We start from the raw sequence: 12,954 nt of genomic DNA, 5'->3' as shown, positions 1-12,954 counted from the left end.
GGGTAAGGGCGTGTGGCTATAATCTTTGCTTGCCCGGCAAGCAGCGTTGCGTAAATACAAGTTTTGCACTATATAGGATTGCGATAATAATATGGCTCAACAACAATTGTCAGAGAGTCTGTGGGAGCTAAAGGAAACTGCGAAATGGGCTCGCGACCCCGTGGAGAAAAAGACCGCAATAAAGAACCTATCAGCCCGAGGCGAAGAGGCGCTTCCGTTGCTTGAAGAGGTGCTTACAGTGACGGCCTACGATGACATAAGGTCCACATGCGAAGAGGCGATAAGGTCAGTTCGGGAAAAGAACAGCAGTAGCAGCAGCCAAACGGCTGAAAAAGGGAAAGGCAGCGACATCAGTACTGGTAGCAGTGGTAGCGCAACTGAGAAATCCAAGGCTGATACGAAGAAAGAAAAAGAAAAAGAGAAAGATACTGCTAGTGCTTCAACGGCTGCTGGAAAATCCAAGGGCAGCAGCGGCAAGCTTGCAGATCTTCCGCCTTGATTTTTTGTTTACAAAGCTGCTAAGACAATAATCCCCTTGACTTTAGCTCTTTGCGAAGCTGTCTCCTCACCTGCTCGACTGCGCTGTTGAACGCCTTGAGGTACGCCTCCTTGTGTTCGGGGCGCGCCACTGCCATGCCAAGGGCAATCTCACCCGCAGTCGATATCAGCCCTGCTATTGCCACGTCTGCCGGCGCCTGCCTAGACTCTATCAGGCCATGGAGGCTGTCTACAAGCTCTGCAATGTAGTTGTTATTGTTATTTTGCGACGACATCGCTCTGTTTAGTTGGAAAGGGTTGCTTTACAGCCTTTCTATCTCTGTCTTTACATGAACCTGCCAAGTCCCTTGGTGAACAACACAAACGTCGCCACCGAGGGCGGAACCAGCCCCACCATGAAAAAGCTGAGCGCCTGATCGCTGGGCAGGCCGGCGCTGTTGATAAAGACAATAACGCCAAAGAACGAACCAAGCAGGGTGACTGCAAAAAACAGCGCGGCACCTACCATAAAAGCCAGAAGCTTTAGGTTTTCCTTGACAGTCACGACAACATGCTTGCGTACGTCGCCCTATATTGAACTATCTTGCAGCGGTCAGGGGGTGGAACCACACAGACCTGTCTCGTTGCGAAGCGATGGCGGGACTTCTGCCAGACTCTTTGGAACGGGCTTGCAAGGCGGAAGGTCGTACTGCATTCTAAGCTTGTCCTGCTGATTGCTCATCACTCCCGTCGAAAAGGTTGATCCAATGTGCCCAAACGCAAGGTACATCACTACGACGATGGCTATGGAAACTCCCATCACCAGTATACATACCGCTACTACCTTCATGTTCTTCTGGTATGCGTCCTGACTCTCGCCGACCTCTTTGTCAGGCATACAGAGAAAAGAGAACAAGTTATGGTAGATAAGATTCGAGGAGCTTCATTCCATTTTGCGTAAATATCATAACTGCGTGTACTTCCCGATGAACAGACATGCCCAGGTAATTTCTGCAGCGGTAGCTGCAGTGCTTGTCTCAGCGCTCGTAGTCGCTTCTTTTGCGGCGACTAAAAGCTATGCACAGAATCCCCTTGGAAACCAGACTTCAGGCAACCAGACAGGCTCTGCTGCTGGTGGAAACCAGACCGGCTTGACGACCGGAAACCAGACGATGATAACAACACAACCACCGAACGCAACGACAGGCAACCAGACAGCCGCTGGAAATCAGATAGGCTCTGCTGCCGGAAATCAGACGGGCACCATACCAAAACAAGGCGAAAGACTCACCGGCAGGATTGCAAGTATACAGGTTGAAAACGGCCAACCCACGTGGATACAGGCTGGAATATGGATGCTGAGGATAAACGCAACCGGCCCAGCAGTTCCAGGCGGAAACGTGACAGCACCGGGAGGTAACGTAACAGCTCCAGGCGGAAATGTTACAGCTCCAGGCGGAAATGTTACAGCTCCAGGCGGAAACTTGACAGCACCGGGAGGTAACATGACTGGCGGAAATCAGACCGGCGGAAACACGACCCCGACAGCTTTTGAAGGAAATCTAGACCAAGCAACTCCTCCAGCGCCTCCAGCTCCAGGCGGAAACTTGACAGCTCCAGGGAATGTTACAGCACCAGGAAACGTAACAGCGCCAACCGGAGGCGGCATGGCAATCCCGAACCTCTATTTCATAGCCAAGTTCGACATGGTCCAGCTTAACGGAAGCGCCATGCACCAGCACAACGTGACAGACCTGAAAGCAACCAAGTTTACCTTTGAAAACAACACCTACACCATCGAAGGCACGGCCACGGTTACCATGAAGAATGGTCCCGTACAGGATGTCCCGGTGTCCATCAAGATAATGGACGACTCGGTAATCGCACTGACTATAGGTCCTGACAAGGTAGACAGCCACTTCGGCACCGATCCGATATACGGCACCGTTGCAAAGGAGCGCAGATAGGGCGTCTCCTTCCTCCAACTTTTTTAAAACCAAAGCATTAACAAAGCTCTCTGTATTTTTCGAGATCGGCTAGAGTAGCATATTGCACAAGATAATGATAATTGTTGGGATAATTCTGGTGGTTGTTTCCAAAGTCCTGATACTAAAGTCGCTTTTTGACCAGAGCGCGTACGAAAGTTGTATCGCAAACAATCACGGCAATGCCGCGTTGTGCGCCTCTGCGCCGTTTCCGTTCTTCATCTATGGCTGGATACTCACAGCCGCCGGCGCCGCCGTCCTGATCTACGGCCTCAAGTACGTGTCGCTAAAAGATCTGCGATGACGGTCCTTCGCAGTTAAACTGTGCATTGTCGTGTCGCAAAACATCATTTAGCACGCACAATTTAGGTATAATGTTATTATCAATAAGAGTAAATTGTAATATTGAATCAAGCAGGGGGCTGCAGGTTAATTCAGGTGGATTTCTCCCAAGTTCCCTCGCCTGCGCCCCCACCTTTGCGTGTGTTATTCATCATCATCATTATCGCTTTGCTTCTCCATTTTTCCGTTTGCGCGTCATTTGGAACGCGCGCAATATGCCTCTGAAGGATGCCTCTGGGACATTTTGCTAAACCTCCCGCGCAATTAGGTATAATCTCCCAACATCTCTTTGTGTATTGGGCGACTCAGTAAAATAATTGCGTGATGGATCAACACTGTCATATTTGATGGAACAGGACGAGTTAATTGGGGGATCGTCACTGCGGGCCGGGCTTTCGCGCTCGCGTGATGTGCTGGGCGATGAAGTGATGCAGGTCATTTTTCGCTACCTTGAGCGTAGTGGATTCAGGTTTTCAAGCGACACCAAGTACCCTGTATCCAGGGTCAGCATGGCAATCCGCGATGTTCTTGGTGACTATGGCACCGACATCATAATGAAAAACCTGATACACGAAGTAGATAACACCTAGGCTGGCGCATATTCTTTTTTTCTTGTGCGTCGTAGTGTCGCTTGCCATCACACGGCTGCTACTGCCTACACTATTGCATTTGCTTGCATTGTAAACCGACTGGTTTTAGGCTGGAGCTTGGCCGTAAAACTTGCCGAGTCGACAGCAGTAGTATATACATATACCTGCGTGGCTCTGCCGGACCCATTTCCAGAGATCCATGGTACTCCCGGCAGAGCCACGATTTTAATATTATTATGCACTCGCGTGCGTGGTGTTTAAAGGTCAGTATTGCGATATGGCAAATTGCTATGGCTGTGAAGCGCATCCCACTTTCCAGAAAAGATGTCAAGCTGTTCCACGAAGCCAATGTCTTTGACAAGGTTTACAACGGCGGCTATCCCACCGCTGCGGCATTCTTTATCGGGTATGTCACTGGCAGGAATAAAGTTGCGCCCCTATCGATAGTCAAGGCGGAATCTGTCAGCATCGAATACGAAAAGGATGGCAGCCGAGGCTACCTGAAAATATCCGGAAAAGGAAAGGCAAGACAGAAGCGGCGCTGATTATTTTACTGCACTGCAGGCTTTTGGCGCGCGTATGTACAACTGCTGCCGGAAAGGCAGAGAGCGAGGGCATATGTAATATATCGTGCGACAGCGAATGATCCTCTGCTGCTTTTATCAAATGGTGGAATTTCTTTATTCGCCCGAGCATTTTCTCCAGGATCTTGTCCGGTCCACTATTACGCTGCTTGTAGTGATTGACCCGATTGGGATCGTGCCCATCTTTATGTCGCTGACCCGGCAAATGGAGAAGGCCGGAAGGGCCGAGGTTTCCAAGACCGTCGTAATCACGGCAGCAGGCCTGCTCTTTGTTTTTGCGCTTGCTGGCACACAGATCTTTGGCATATTTGGGATCTCGATCTCAAGCTTTATGGTCGCCGGCGGAGTCCTCCTGTTCATCCTGGCAATAGAGCTTTTGACTGGAGGGTGGAGGTTCATCGGCTCGGACACGACAGGAGACACTGGAGTGGTGCCGCTTGCATTTCCTCTGCTTGCCGGGCCCGGCGCCATAACTGCCGTCATAATCTCGCTTGAAACAACCGGCCTGGTGGCAACCGTGCTTTCAATCGTTTTTGCAATAGCCGCGACCTACGCGACCCTGCGGTACTCTGACAGGATATACAGGATCCTGGGCAGGCGCGGCTCTTTGATAGTCACGCGGGTTTTCGCGGTGTTCGTCGCGGCCATAGCCATACAGTACGTCGTAGAAGGCGCCAAGGCGCTCTTTGGATTATGACGGCAGAGACGATGCCTGTCTGCGGAAGAGGTTGCCCCCGTACGCAAAAAAGGCACAATCCGCATCCCCCTGTTGTTGAGAATATAAGCGCGAAATGCGTCAATAATGCCAGGGGCAGGTCGCAAAAAAGTAGCCGGTAGCGCTTCCGGTGAAATGGCCTCTGGACTTGGGTTCAAGGAGGAGCGGCCTGCTCTGCAAAGAAACAACAATAATAATCATGTTTTAACCGATTTGTGATTTTACAAATTATAAAAAGCGATAAAAATCATTTTTTGTGATGATGACGTTGTAAATCATTATGTGATAGTGACATAAGGATTAGAAAAGCTGGTTTCTGCGCCCGGGTTCTACTATGCTCTAGATTTGCTGTACGGCTGCCGTCAGCCCTGCAAAGTCTCGCGCTTTTGGATGGGTGGCAATGTTACTGCTGCTACTGTTGCTACTTTTTCATCAACATGAAATTGTGTCTGTACTTCGTAGCACGCCTTTGCCAAAATCTTCTCTCCAATTCCGCCCAGTATTTCAATGAACGCGCTTTCAAAAAGGTCTGGTCTTTGTATCATTGCCGTGCGCATGTCCATTTCGCCACCTAGGTGATCCTCCACTATCGTTGCAGCCAGCGTATCAAATACACGGGCGCCAAAAATCGTCTGTAATTTAACTAAAATTGCGTCGGCCATTTTTTCAGAATCTATGATAACCCCGAGCACCATCTGGTCATGATGGCATGGGACTAGCATGTAAGCATAGCTACCATACATCGTCATATGACGATTCTATAGAGGCTAGCTCTGGGAAATGAAGGATGCCTCTTGACAAAAGCTCGACAAGTCATAAAATGATGCAGGGTATGCAACCTTTAGCCTTGACACATGAGCCGTATCATGATGATGACAAAATCTTGGTGCAAAAGAAGATTTGACGCGCGAGACGCTTTATGAACGCCTTGGATCCTTTGGAGTGGACACCGCTTTTATCAAAAAGCTCAACTTTACAGATGACGAGCTTGCGGCTTTTGTAGACAAGCTGGCAGAGGTCATGAAGAATCATCGCCCCTGAACCAGTCGCGTATTTTTTTCAAGCAGGACACCCTTCTTTGCCTGCAATTCTGTGGATGTTTTCTCTGCTTTTTCTTGCTTTCAGCGTACCTCATTAATATGATAAAGACGGAGTGAATTCATGACGGACATAACCAATTTTGTCGACTGGAACGAGCTGAAGGGCAAGGAAGCCCGAGGCGTAACCAAAGATGTGGACCTTGGCGAAGTCCAGGAAATAGGAAGACATTATATTGTAACCCAAAAAGGGCGTGTAGACCAGGACAAATTCTATATTCCAAAATACTTGGCAGAAAGATACGACGGGCATATCCTGTACTTTAATGTCTCTGAAGGCCAAAAGATAGAATTCAAGCGCCAAAATCCTCCTACCTATGAAGAATATGCACGCTACAGAGTAGCTGGCCTGCCTGCGGATATCGAAACGCGCGTGCGCGTGACAGAAGCCTAGGACCTGTTTCTTTTATGGTCCCTGAAGGCCCAAGATGCCTTTTAATATCTGGCGCCGGGCAGCCCGGGGAAGGGTCTTGGCAAATTCCGCGTCCACTCCAAAGGATATGAGCTTGCTTATCTCTTTGTCATCGTCTGTCGCGTTAGCAGATGTCATTGCGCGCCATGCACTTTCTAGTTTTGCCAGGTCCGATAATTAAAGCCCTCCTGATGCAAGCATGAAATCGTATATGCGTACGGCGCCTTTCTCGATTTTTTACATATATGTATGTGCGTATTTTCGTTTTCTTTGGACCAATCTTGACTGTGTCTTTACAGCGTACGCGGCCACAAGACCCAGTGCCTGCAAAATGACCATGACGATGCCCCGATGATATAAAATATCCAAAATGGTATGATTGCTGTTATTCCAAGCGGTCTTGGATGATAACCTCTACAGGTATTTCAGGGGTCTAACCGGGTTCTATAATTAGATCCTGAAAATTCGTAGGATATGTACAAAAAGGCTAGAAGCTGTTTCATTCTGGCCTCTTCTAGTCGAAACGGACCTTGATAGCCGCTACTACTACTAATTATGTGAAGCTGTGGCAAATATGTATATGTGCACATACACGCGATGTATCTCAGAAAACTCTCCCTTTTTTACCACCATATGGGGTTCTGAGAATAGTATTCATCGACATCCGATTCGGTTTTGATTGTGTATACCTTGCCTCTTTCAGTCGGGGATGGAGTGGCGGCATCGTGCTCTTTTTCATAGTGCTTTTCAAGTTCATCAATGCTTCCAAAGACTGCCAGACATTTTTCACACACGTGGCGCTCAATTGACGGCTTTTCAGCTACCTGGACAGAAAACAATGGTTTCTTGCTCAGGTAGACCGTCCTATTTTTTGGCAGGTGTATTGCTATCATCCCGCCGTCTTGCCAGCTCTGGAAATGCCTTTCAAATTCATCGTATGACGAAACATTAAAGCAAGCGACTGGGTCTTGCTCAAATTCGCAAGATCTTATTCTTTCCAGGTGCTCATTGTGTATTTTTTCAAGCCATTTGTCTACAATTTCGGGGTGCTCATCAAGAATCGTTTGCGCTACGTCAAGCGTATAGATCGCAATCATTGTTTCTAGGGCAGCATTTGGGGCCAAATCGTAACCCTTCAAGATTAGGCCGAGTCCATCATCATCAAATGCTGTTGGCAAGGGTAGTACTATACGTCATCTGAATTATTAAGGATAAGGGTAACATCAGGCAAGGATGTAGTATTTTCTTATTTCTGTGGCATCAACAAAAAAATATTGACAGTCAGACGCAGCTACCGGAAATTTGTTTCCAGCAGCAGTATAGCCTATCATCGTCTCTTTCATGTTATTGCCGTGCCTATCGACTTAGGATGGTGAAGCTTGTGATGTTCAAGATACTCTTGAAAGGACGCAAAAGCCATTCCGCATTCTTCACAGAGGTAATCATACTTGCGTACCCATGAGGAATTGTTCATTTTGTGTGTCTATCTATACGTCAAACTAGAAGATAAGATTAGCGAACGGCGTGGCGCAAGCAGGCAGAAGCCTATATTGACGTAGCCAAGTTTCATACTTGGCGGCTTCCTTTGTATCATATATCATGCCATGCCGATTTTTTCTTCTTTTTCTAACTTTGCTTGCCGTTTTCTTTCTCGCAGAATGTCAATGACAAAGTCCAGTTCTTTGGAATTCTGTTTCTTTTTGTTCTCCCGCAGTATGCCTATCGCATTCTCAATTGCCCTTGACTTGAAGACCTCGTCTTCCATTATTACAATATACGAGTATCAAATATTAAATCATGTTCATAATTATTACAGGCTGCCACACACAAATACCAAAAGCCGTAAATCATTGGCTATGTAATATTCTATTATACTAACATAGGTGAAATAAACTATGTCAGTGCAGGAGAATACGATACCTGTTGTCCTTTTGAAGGAAGGAACGAGTGAAACTAGGGGTTATCAGGCACAGCGAAACAACATCACCGCAGCCAAGACAATAGCTGAAATTGTGCGCACAAGCCTGGGCCCGCGTGGCATGGACAAGATGCTTGTCGATACGCTTGGCGACGTCACGATAACAAATGACGGTGCGACTATTTTGAAGGAAATAGACATTCAACATCCGGCGGCAAAGATGATGGTGGAGATCAGCAAGGCGACTGATAGCGAGGTCGGAGATGGAACAACCTCGACAGTGGTTCTTGCGGGGGCGCTGCTAGAAAATGCAGAAGAGCTAATAGCTAAAGATGTGCATCCAACCGTAATAATCGAAGGCTATGACAGGGCTGCAGAAAGGGCAGTCGCAATTCTTAGAGAGGTGGCCGACAAGGTCAATATCGAAGACAAGGATTCTCTGGTCAAAATTGCCCAGACTGCAATGGCTTCAAAGCTGGTCTCGTTCGATGAAGGGCACCTTTCAAGGTTGGTGGTAGATGCGGTATTGGCTGTGGCAGAAAAGGCCGGGAACCATGGCAGCAGTGGTGATAATCATTTGAAGGTTGACATCGACAGTATCAAGGTGGAGAAAAAGGCTGGAGGCTCAATAAGGGACACGAAACTCGTCAAAGGCATTATTCTGGACAAAGAGGTGGTTCACGGCGAAATGCCAAAGAGAATAGAAAATGCTCGCATAGCCCTGCTCAATTGTCCTCTGGAGATAGAAAAGACCGAATTTGATGCAAAAATAAGCATCGAATCACCCGAGCAGATGCAAAAGTTTCTCGACGAAGAAAACAGCGTGCTGAAATCTATGGTAGACAAGATTTCTTCTGCAGGAGCAAATGTCGTGGTATGCCAGAAGGGGATAGATGACATGGCGCAGCACTATTTGGCCAAAGCAGGGATACTTGCAGTCAGGAGGGCAAAAGAAAGCGACATGAACAATCTGGCAAAATCGACAGGAGGGAAAGTGCTGGCAAACGTCGAGGACCTTGCCGCAGATGATCTGGGCCATGCACAACTGGTACAAGAGCGAAAGATAGAATCTGACAAATGGGTTTTCATCGAAGGTTGCAAGAATCCCAAGGCTGTCTCAATCCTGGTAAGAGGAGGATCGCAAAGGGTGATAGACGAAGCTGAAAGGTCGGTACACGATGCAATAATGGTGGTAAAGGACGTCCTGGAGTATCCCTATGTTCTGGTTGGAGCTGGTGCGCCTGAAGGGGTTGTGTCACAAAGACTTAGAGAGTGGTCTGGTTCGCTTTCGGGCAGGCCGCAGCTGGCAGCCGAGAAATTTGCAGACAGCGTCGAAAGGGTCGCTATGGTCCTGGCAGAGAATGCTGGAATGGACCCTCTGGATACGCAAGTCCAGCTCAGGGCAAAGGCGAGTTCGGCAAAGCCGAGGTTTGGAATAGACGTCATCAATGGAAAGGTCGCAGACATGGCGGCAAAAGGAATCTATGAACCGTTGAAGGTGAAGGAACAGGTCATCAATGCCGCTACTGAAGCAGCATGCATGATACTGCATGTTGATGACATTGTGGCGGCTGCCAGCCCAAAGCAGGGTGGAACGTCAACACCGAGTGAGTAGCGCAGCCGATTTCTGGATATAACCCTTACTATGAGGCGAGACAAGAAGCAAAGCCCTAGGTGGGATTCGGACCCACGACCTAGGGTTTACGAAACCCTCGCTCTGCCAGGCTGAGCTACTAGGGCGCTCGTTCTCATTGACTCTGGCATCGCTATTATAATCATTCCTCCTGCACCTGGTGTGTGCCTGTAACGGGGAAAAATTTAACGTGGTCGTACATACGCAAGTATCTCTTGTTTTTGTGCGTACACACGCTGTTATTTTTCAACTCTTGACCAACTCTTGTGGCGTTTTGCCTAGAGACGGTGGTGGTGAATGATGATAAATAAATAATAATATTAGTCGACATCGGCAAAATCGAAACTATTCAATAGCAAAATGTTCTCGCTTCAAATATCGCAGAGAACTTGTCGTACCTAGAGAGCTGCTTTTTCTCCTGCTGTCTTTGTTCCTATATCATAGGCCTCCGTGATGCTTTTTACAAAAATCTTGCCATCGCTTGCCTCTCCAGTACTAATCTTGGAGATAATATCGTCAACGATTGGTTTTTCCATCTGATCCGGCACCACTATCGTAATCATCGTCCTGCCGCCAAATTCTGGGACATATCTCTTTCCCGTCTTGTATTGATCAGGCCCCACCAGAACCTCTACTTCCTCTCTCTTGGCGCGGCCTCGCCCTGTAATCTGGGTAAAATACATGCCTCCGACTTTGTGCTTGTGCAGGACGCTGTTCACTTCGTTCAGTTGCTCATGGGGTATGATGATATCCAGTTCTTTCATGGAAGAATCCGATGGCTTTGATCAGATAAGGCTTCAGAAAGAATTTCAATTTATATACCAAACAATGAAGCGGCCAAGTTCGCTGGTGTCGCCCGTTCGCAGCAAGATGTGCGCTCGCCATCCTAATCCTTGGCGCCAGCTTAAATATCTGCGAGCGAATCCCTGTGTTGCATTGAAGGTATCGATCTCCGGGGCAAGGGGAATCTATGGTAGTGACGACCTGACGCTGCAGCAAGCCGCCCTGTTTGCGGGGCGCTTTGCCAGCCTCGTAAAATCAAGAAAATGCATAGTGGCAAGGGACACCCGACCCTCCGGCCCAATCCTTTCACAAGTAGTCTCGGCAAGCCTGATGGCTGCCGGCATAGACGTGTATAACCTGGGAGTTGCGTCCACGCCTGCTGCATTTCGGGAGGCCCGAAAATACGGCGCCGGAATAATCATCACGGCGTCGCACAACCCGCTTGAATGGAACGGTCTGAAATTCATCATCGAAGGCCGCGGGCTGTTTGAAAAAGAGCTGGAACAAATGATGCTTGCTTCAAATCCCTCTGTGAGCCAAAACACGGGCAGAGAGTACCCTGCAACTGCAAGCTATGTCGACGACGTTGCCGCGCTCGTTGATGATGCCGGCACTACCGGCGCGCAGGTTGCTGTTGGAATCGACGCCGGCGGCGGGGCGTCATGCGGCTACTCTGAAAAACTGTTCAAAAGACTTGGCATAAAGTTCCAGAGCATAAACAGCATCCCCGGCGTTTCATCGCGGGGTCCCGACCCGACTGCAGACGATCTTGCCGACCTGCGGGCGCTCGTGACTGCAAACAAGCTGGCACTCGGCTTTGCGCTTGACCTTGACGGCGACAGGCTCGTGGTCGTAAACGAAAAGGGCGAAAAACTCAACCCTGACGCAACCCTTCTACTGTGCGTTGCCCGCGCGGCAGAGCTGGGCGCAAAAAAATTCGTGACAAGCATCGACACGAGCGTCGCCGTCGCCAAGTACGTCAGAGAGCGCGGTGGGACTGTCGAGCATTCCAAGGTGGGCGAGGCAAACGTGGTGAACAAGATGCTTGAAACTGGTGCCGAGGCCGGGGGAGAAGGGAGCAGCGCCGGCTTTATCATGCCCAAGTTCAACATGTGCCGCGACGGGCTTTTGGCTGCTGCAACCATAGCCACGCTTGACAGAAAAGCTATGGACGACTGCCTGTCTTTTGCGTCGCAGTTTGTGCAGGTGCGGTCCAAGATAGCGGCTGATTCGTCGCTTCACGCAAGGGTCATTGAGAAATTGCCCGATGCGCTAAAGGCAGAGTGTTCGCAGCTGATAACCGGCGACGGCGTCAAGGGGATAATCGACGAGGACTCGTGGGTGCTGGTGCGCTCGTCAAACACCGAGCACGCAATCCGGGTGTCTGTCGAGTCGCGTGCCCAAAAGGCACAGGCTCTGTACAAAAAGATGAGCGAAAAGGTCCAGCGCATCTATCATGACCAAGCAGCTAGATGAGAAGGAAATAATCAGCATATTCTCGCAGGCGCTAGGCATAGCCGACCTTGACGATGTGGCGGCCATAGACGGCAGCAGGAACCTCGTTTTCAAGGCCGACATGCTTGTTGCAAGCACCGACGTGCCGCCGCAGATGAGGCCGTGGCAGGTGGCAAGAAAGAGCATAGTATCGTGCGCAAGCGACCTTGCGGCCAAGGGTGCAAGGCCGGTGGCGGCAATGATTTCTCTTGGCCTTCCTGCAGGGATTACCAGAACCTACGTCGAGGAGCTGGCAAGGGGATTCCAGATCGCATCCAGGGAGTTTGGCGTGAAAATAGTGGGAGGCGACACGAATGCCGCAAGAGACCTTGTCATTGACTGCAGCATGATAGGCATGATGACGATGACAGTCAACGACAAAATGCCAAAGAGGAGCGGCGCAAAACCCGGCGATGCCGTTGTCGCTTCTGGCAAGTTCGGCTACCCTGCGTCCGGGCTTGCTGTTTTGCTAAGGGGAGCAAGGGCGCAGGGCGCCTTTAGGGCGGCGGCGGTCGACTCGGCACTTGAGCCAAAGCCGAGGCAGGCGTTTGGAACCGCGCTTGCGCGGTATTTCTCGTCATCGATTGACTCAAGCGACGGCCTTGCAGCTTCTCTCTATGAAATCGCAATCCAGAGCGGAGTCGACATAAAAGTCGACTATGATGCGGCAAGGGCTGATGGCGTACAGGAATTTGCAGGCGCAAACAACCTTGACGCGCACGAGCTGGTGTTCCATGGAGGCGAAGAGTACGAGATAGTCGCTACGATGCCCAAGTCCCTCCTGCCACGGGCAAAGGCGGCTGCAAAAAAGGCAGGCTGCGACCTGCACGTCATCGGTTGCGTGATAAAGGGCACGGGCAAGGTCACTGCCGGGGAGCGGCCACTTGAAAACCGGGGCTACCTCCATTTCAGCTAGCTAGCTTT

19 protein-coding genes and 1 tRNA gene are annotated in these 12,954 nt (G+C 49.6%); 11 read left to right on the top strand and 9 right to left on the bottom strand.

Going from position 1 to position 12,954, the window contains the following annotated elements; all coding sequences use genetic code 11:
- Positions 1 to 106: 106 nt before the first annotated feature.
- A complete protein-coding gene (locus NTE_RS13420) occupies positions 107 to 499 on the top strand; it encodes a hypothetical protein (RefSeq protein WP_148701476.1) in 393 nt (130 codons plus the stop codon).
- Positions 500 to 518: 19 nt separating this feature from the next.
- Here NTE_RS13420 and NTE_RS13415 read toward each other — a convergent pair whose 3' ends face one another.
- Genes NTE_RS13415 through NTE_RS13405 form a run of 3 tightly spaced genes read right to left on the bottom strand, consistent with a single transcriptional unit; the run spans position 519 to position 1,375 of the window.
- On the bottom strand, positions 519 to 773 hold the full coding sequence (locus NTE_RS13415; protein ID WP_148701475.1) for a hypothetical protein: 255 nt from the start codon (positions 771 to 773) through the stop codon (positions 519 to 521).
- Positions 774 to 823: 50 nt separating this feature from the next.
- Positions 824 to 1,042, bottom strand: coding sequence for a hypothetical protein (locus NTE_RS13410; RefSeq protein WP_148701474.1), 219 nt, complete (start codon positions 1,040 to 1,042; stop codon positions 824 to 826).
- Between the two features lie 48 nt (positions 1,043 to 1,090).
- Positions 1,091 to 1,375, bottom strand: a complete 285-nt coding sequence (locus NTE_RS13405) for a hypothetical protein (RefSeq protein ID WP_148701473.1) — start codon at positions 1,373 to 1,375, stop codon at positions 1,091 to 1,093.
- 88 nt (positions 1,376 to 1,463) lie between these two features.
- Between NTE_RS13405 and NTE_RS13400 the strand changes: the two genes are divergently transcribed.
- From NTE_RS13400 to NTE_RS13380, 5 genes are all read left to right on the top strand, one after another.
- Positions 1,464 to 2,444 (top strand): hypothetical protein, encoded by a 981-nt coding sequence (locus tag NTE_RS13400; RefSeq protein WP_148701472.1) that lies wholly within the window; start codon positions 1,464 to 1,466, stop codon positions 2,442 to 2,444.
- Between the two features lie 82 nt (positions 2,445 to 2,526).
- A complete protein-coding gene (locus NTE_RS13395) occupies positions 2,527 to 2,766 on the top strand; it encodes a hypothetical protein (RefSeq protein WP_148701471.1) in 240 nt (79 codons plus the stop codon).
- 382 nt (positions 2,767 to 3,148) lie between these two features.
- Positions 3,149 to 3,394, top strand: coding sequence for a hypothetical protein (locus NTE_RS13390; RefSeq protein ID WP_148701470.1), 246 nt, complete (start codon positions 3,149 to 3,151; stop codon positions 3,392 to 3,394).
- 290 nt (positions 3,395 to 3,684) lie between these two features.
- Entirely contained in the window at positions 3,685 to 3,939 is a 255-nt protein-coding gene (locus NTE_RS13385) for a hypothetical protein (protein WP_148701469.1), read from the top strand.
- Positions 3,940 to 4,060: 121 nt separating this feature from the next.
- Positions 4,061 to 4,675 (top strand): MarC family protein, encoded by a 615-nt coding sequence (locus NTE_RS13380; RefSeq protein ID WP_158385579.1) that lies wholly within the window; start codon positions 4,061 to 4,063, stop codon positions 4,673 to 4,675.
- A gap of 380 nt (positions 4,676 to 5,055) precedes the next feature.
- Here NTE_RS13380 and NTE_RS13375 read toward each other — a convergent pair whose 3' ends face one another.
- Positions 5,056 to 5,442, bottom strand: a complete 387-nt coding sequence (locus NTE_RS13375; protein WP_148701467.1) for a hypothetical protein — start codon at positions 5,440 to 5,442, stop codon at positions 5,056 to 5,058.
- A gap of 151 nt (positions 5,443 to 5,593) precedes the next feature.
- Here NTE_RS13375 and NTE_RS16770 point away from each other — a divergent pair, with 151 nt between their 5' ends.
- Both NTE_RS16770 and NTE_RS13370 read left to right on the top strand, forming a co-directional pair.
- A complete protein-coding gene (locus tag NTE_RS16770) occupies positions 5,594 to 5,734 on the top strand; it encodes a hypothetical protein (RefSeq protein ID WP_158385575.1) in 141 nt (46 codons plus the stop codon).
- Positions 5,735 to 5,854: 120 nt separating this feature from the next.
- Entirely contained in the window at positions 5,855 to 6,184 is a 330-nt protein-coding gene (locus NTE_RS13370) for a hypothetical protein (protein WP_148701466.1), read from the top strand.
- Between the two features lie 12 nt (positions 6,185 to 6,196).
- Here NTE_RS13370 and NTE_RS16765 read toward each other — a convergent pair whose 3' ends face one another.
- From NTE_RS16765 to NTE_RS16760, 3 genes are all read right to left on the bottom strand, one after another.
- Entirely contained in the window at positions 6,197 to 6,340 is a 144-nt protein-coding gene (locus tag NTE_RS16765; RefSeq protein ID WP_158385573.1) for a hypothetical protein, read from the bottom strand.
- A gap of 485 nt (positions 6,341 to 6,825) precedes the next feature.
- Positions 6,826 to 7,380 (bottom strand): hypothetical protein, encoded by a 555-nt coding sequence (locus tag NTE_RS13365; protein ID WP_148701465.1) that lies wholly within the window; start codon positions 7,378 to 7,380, stop codon positions 6,826 to 6,828.
- 419 nt (positions 7,381 to 7,799) lie between these two features.
- Entirely contained in the window at positions 7,800 to 7,967 is a 168-nt protein-coding gene (locus tag NTE_RS16760) for a hypothetical protein (RefSeq protein ID WP_158385571.1), read from the bottom strand.
- A gap of 130 nt (positions 7,968 to 8,097) precedes the next feature.
- On the opposite strand from NTE_RS16760, the gene thsB reads away from it, so the two are divergent.
- The gene (thsB, locus tag NTE_RS13360; RefSeq protein ID WP_148701464.1) at positions 8,098 to 9,735 is read left to right on the top strand and encodes a thermosome subunit beta; all 1,638 of its coding nucleotides are present in this window, start codon (positions 8,098 to 8,100) and stop codon (positions 9,733 to 9,735) included.
- A 51-nt stretch (positions 9,736 to 9,786) separates the two neighbouring features.
- Here the strand turns inward: thsB and NTE_RS13355 are convergent.
- Positions 9,787 to 9,860 (bottom strand) — tRNA-Thr (locus NTE_RS13355).
- A gap of 291 nt (positions 9,861 to 10,151) precedes the next feature.
- Positions 10,152 to 10,517, bottom strand: coding sequence for a P-II family nitrogen regulator (locus NTE_RS13350; protein ID WP_148701463.1), 366 nt, complete (start codon positions 10,515 to 10,517; stop codon positions 10,152 to 10,154).
- Positions 10,518 to 10,689: 172 nt separating this feature from the next.
- Here NTE_RS13350 and NTE_RS13345 point away from each other — a divergent pair, with 172 nt between their 5' ends.
- Together NTE_RS13345 and thiL are read left to right on the top strand one after the other, a co-directional pair.
- Positions 10,690 to 12,012 (top strand): phosphohexomutase domain-containing protein, encoded by a 1,323-nt coding sequence (locus NTE_RS13345; protein ID WP_148701462.1) that lies wholly within the window; start codon positions 10,690 to 10,692, stop codon positions 12,010 to 12,012.
- Positions 11,993 to 12,946 (top strand): thiamine-phosphate kinase, encoded by a 954-nt coding sequence (thiL, locus tag NTE_RS13340; RefSeq protein ID WP_148701461.1) that lies wholly within the window; start codon positions 11,993 to 11,995, stop codon positions 12,944 to 12,946. Before NTE_RS13345 ends, thiL begins: the two co-directional genes overlap by 20 nt.
- Positions 12,947 to 12,954: the final 8 nt, after the last annotated feature.

This window comes from Candidatus Nitrososphaera evergladensis SR1 (genome assembly GCF_000730285.1).
GTDB classification, from domain to species: domain Archaea; phylum Thermoproteota; class Nitrososphaeria; order Nitrososphaerales; family Nitrososphaeraceae; genus Nitrososphaera; species Nitrososphaera evergladensis.
The sequence above is the reverse complement of the archived record's forward strand: the minus strand, read 5'-3'. Positions and strand labels throughout refer to the sequence as shown.